Below are 2,546 nucleotides of genomic sequence, written 5' to 3' on the forward strand. Positions count from 1 at the left end.
CTCGGAGGGCTCGTCCAGCAGCACCAGACAGCGCTGGCTCAAATCGTGGCGATTAAATTGCAAAGTCAGTGGTCCGCCTGCATAGAGGATCGGGCAGTGTCGGGGCACTGGGAGGGCGATCTTGTTATTCGGCGATGCCTACAGCCAGATTGCGGCGTCAGAAGGCCCCCCAAAGCCACATTTTGGCTGGGGGCAGAAATGTGACATGCACTTACCGAGGAGCGCCCGGCAAACCTGGATAGTACGCTCCGGCCGCCAATCCGCCGTCGACAGCCAGTTCGCTGCCGTTGCAATAAGATGCCTCATCGCTTGCTAGGAATAGGGTGGCTCGGGCAATCTCTTCCGGGCTGCCGACGCGTTGCATGGGCACATTCTGGAAGTGCTTATTGATTTCCTCCCGCGGAGCTCCGGTAGGGTTGCCCATAATGGTGTCCACGCCGCCTGGATGGACCGAGTTCACGCGCACGCCATGGTGGCCGAGCTCAAGAGCTGCGACCTTGGTTAGCCCGCGCACACCCCATTTAGTAGAAACATAGGCTGCGAGGGCGTTGACGCCACGCAAGCCGTCGACGGACGAGATGTTAACGATGGCTCCCGCCTGCTGCATTTTCATGATTGATGCGACTGCGCGAATGCCTAGGAATGTCCCTACCAGATTGACTGAGACGGTCCGCTCGAAGTCGCGTTTCGACAACTCATCAATGGCTCCATATACCAACACAGCGGCGTTGTTGACGAGTACATCGATCCGGCCAAAGCGATCCATCGCCTTCTCCACCAGGTCCTGCCAGTTGGCCTCGTCGCTCACATCTAGGCGGTGGAAGCACGCGCAGTCCCCTAACTCACGAGCGAGGGCTTGACCTTCTGATTCAAGCACATCCGCGATGATGACTTTCGCCCCTTCCTGCACGAACAGCCGGGAAGTCTGCGCACCCATGCCGCGGGCGCCGCCAGTGATGATTGCGACTTTATTTTCCAAGCGATTCATTAAATATTCCCTCTACTTAAATGTTGCTTTCCGCAGCAGCGTTAGGGTGCAAACAAGGCCGACCTATCCGCCATTGCAATGCGCTAACAGATCAGTGATCTATAAAATCTCTTAGCCCCAGTAAGCTTGGCCGCCATCGAGCGGAATAGTGGCGCCCGTCAAATAGCCCGCGTCGCTGCCTACCAAGAACACAATCGCCCGGCCGATATCCCGTTCGCAGTCGCCTACACGACCAAGCGGAATCGTTTTGAAAAATGCTGCTGCCTCGGCAGGTTGCGCAGCAATCCAGCCTTCCATGCCCGGTGACATTGCATGCGGTGCAACGGTGTTGACACGTATATTGTCCGAGCCCCATTCACAAGCCGCAGCACGTGTAAGAGCACGAATTGCTTCCTTGACGGCGGCATAGGGGCCATAGCCTGACGCATCCCAGCGCATCGCCGCAGAGGAGGCGAAATTCACTATTGCGCCATCACCCTTCAGATACGGATAACAGGCACGCATCATGCGCAAGGTTGCGAGCGGACCAGAATCGATGCCCTCGGTGAAGGCCTCGTCACTGACCTCCAGCAAACGGCCTAGCGGTACAACCTGGGCATTGTTGATGAGGATGTTGAGACTACCGAAGTGTTTGGCCACCTGCTCGACACAGCGGTCAATATCCTGCTTGACCATGACGTCACAAAGAAATGCCTCTGCCTGGCCTCCACGGCGACGGATTTCCGCACAAGTATCTTCCAATTTGCTGAGCGTGCGACCAACCACGGCAATCTTCACCCCTTCTGCGGCCAATGCATAGGCAATACCTTGTCCCACACCTTGTCCCGCTCCAGTGATCAATGCAACTTTAGAATTCAGGCCATTCATATTTCTTCCAGTGTGCGCATGCATGCTCGTCATGTGATCTCCTTTATGTGACGGTGACTGCAATTGACACTAACTAGCCTATAGCACTGATTGGATCTACCCATCCCCTGTTCAGACTAGGCTGAGATAGTTCCCTGAGTCCCCGATTCCGGCTTCATGAAAACCTTTAAGCGCGCCTACTTGGCATGTCGCCTGAATCGGGCTGGAGAGCAAGTGGACTGCCCCTAGCCAGGTAGGCATCCTCGGCCTATCTTTTGAGCCTGGGAGGTGGTCCATGAGCGCACGGAGGTTTACGCCGGAATTCAAGGAAGAAGCGGTCAAGCAAGCCATTGAGAAGGGACTCTCGGTGGCTGAAGTCGCAGTCCGTTTAGGGGTGTCTACACATAGCCTGAATAAAAATGGGTCAAGGCTGTATCTCCAGCCAGGAGCGAGCAGCAGTCCCAAGAGTTGTTCGAAGCCAGGAGCGAGATCCTGCGTTTGCGCAGTCAGATGCGGCGCATCGAAGAAGAGCGGGACATCTTAAAAAAGCCGTGCGGTACTTGGCCAGGGTGCCCGAGTGAAGTACTGCTTTATCAACGAGCACCGTACTCAGCACGTCATCAGCCTGATGTGCAGATTGCTGAGGGTTGCTTGCCCAGGGTTCTATGCATGGCTGCACTCCCCTGGTCTGGCGGGCCTGGTTGCAAAGCGG

At 56.2% G+C, this 2,546-nt stretch carries 2 protein-coding genes and 1 pseudogene; 1 reads left to right on the plus strand and 2 read right to left on the minus strand.

Annotation, left to right across the window (positions count from 1 at the left end; all coding sequences use genetic code 11):
• Nucleotides 1–211 precede the first annotated feature (211 nt).
• Together P353_RS25300 and P353_RS25305 are read right to left on the minus strand one after the other, a co-directional pair.
• Nucleotides 212–988: an SDR family NAD(P)-dependent oxidoreductase gene (locus tag P353_RS25300; protein WP_034375798.1), complete on the minus strand. Its 777-nt coding sequence runs from the start codon at nt 986–988 to the stop codon at nt 212–214.
• A gap of 111 nt (nt 989–1,099) precedes the next feature.
• Entirely contained in the window at nt 1,100–1,855 is a 756-nt protein-coding gene (locus tag P353_RS25305) for an SDR family NAD(P)-dependent oxidoreductase (protein ID WP_034375799.1), read from the minus strand.
• Nucleotides 1,856–2,129: 274 nt separating this feature from the next.
• Here P353_RS25305 and P353_RS30100 point away from each other — a divergent pair.
• Nucleotides 2,130–2,546, plus strand: a pseudogene (locus P353_RS30100) (transposase); the annotation flags it as partial.

This window comes from Comamonas testosteroni (assembly GCF_000761245.1).
GTDB classification, from domain to species: Bacteria; Pseudomonadota; Gammaproteobacteria; order Burkholderiales; family Burkholderiaceae_C; genus Comamonas; species Comamonas testosteroni_C.

Excerpts from the sequence above, each read along its gene's own strand:
- P353_RS25300 (WP_034375798.1), bottom strand. The coding sequence starts at position 988 with ATGAATCGCTTGGAAAATAAAGTCGCAATCATCACTGGCGGCGCCCGC.
- P353_RS25305 (WP_034375799.1), bottom strand. The coding sequence starts at position 1,855 with ATGAATGGCCTGAATTCTAAAGTTGCATTGATCACTGGAGCGGGACAA.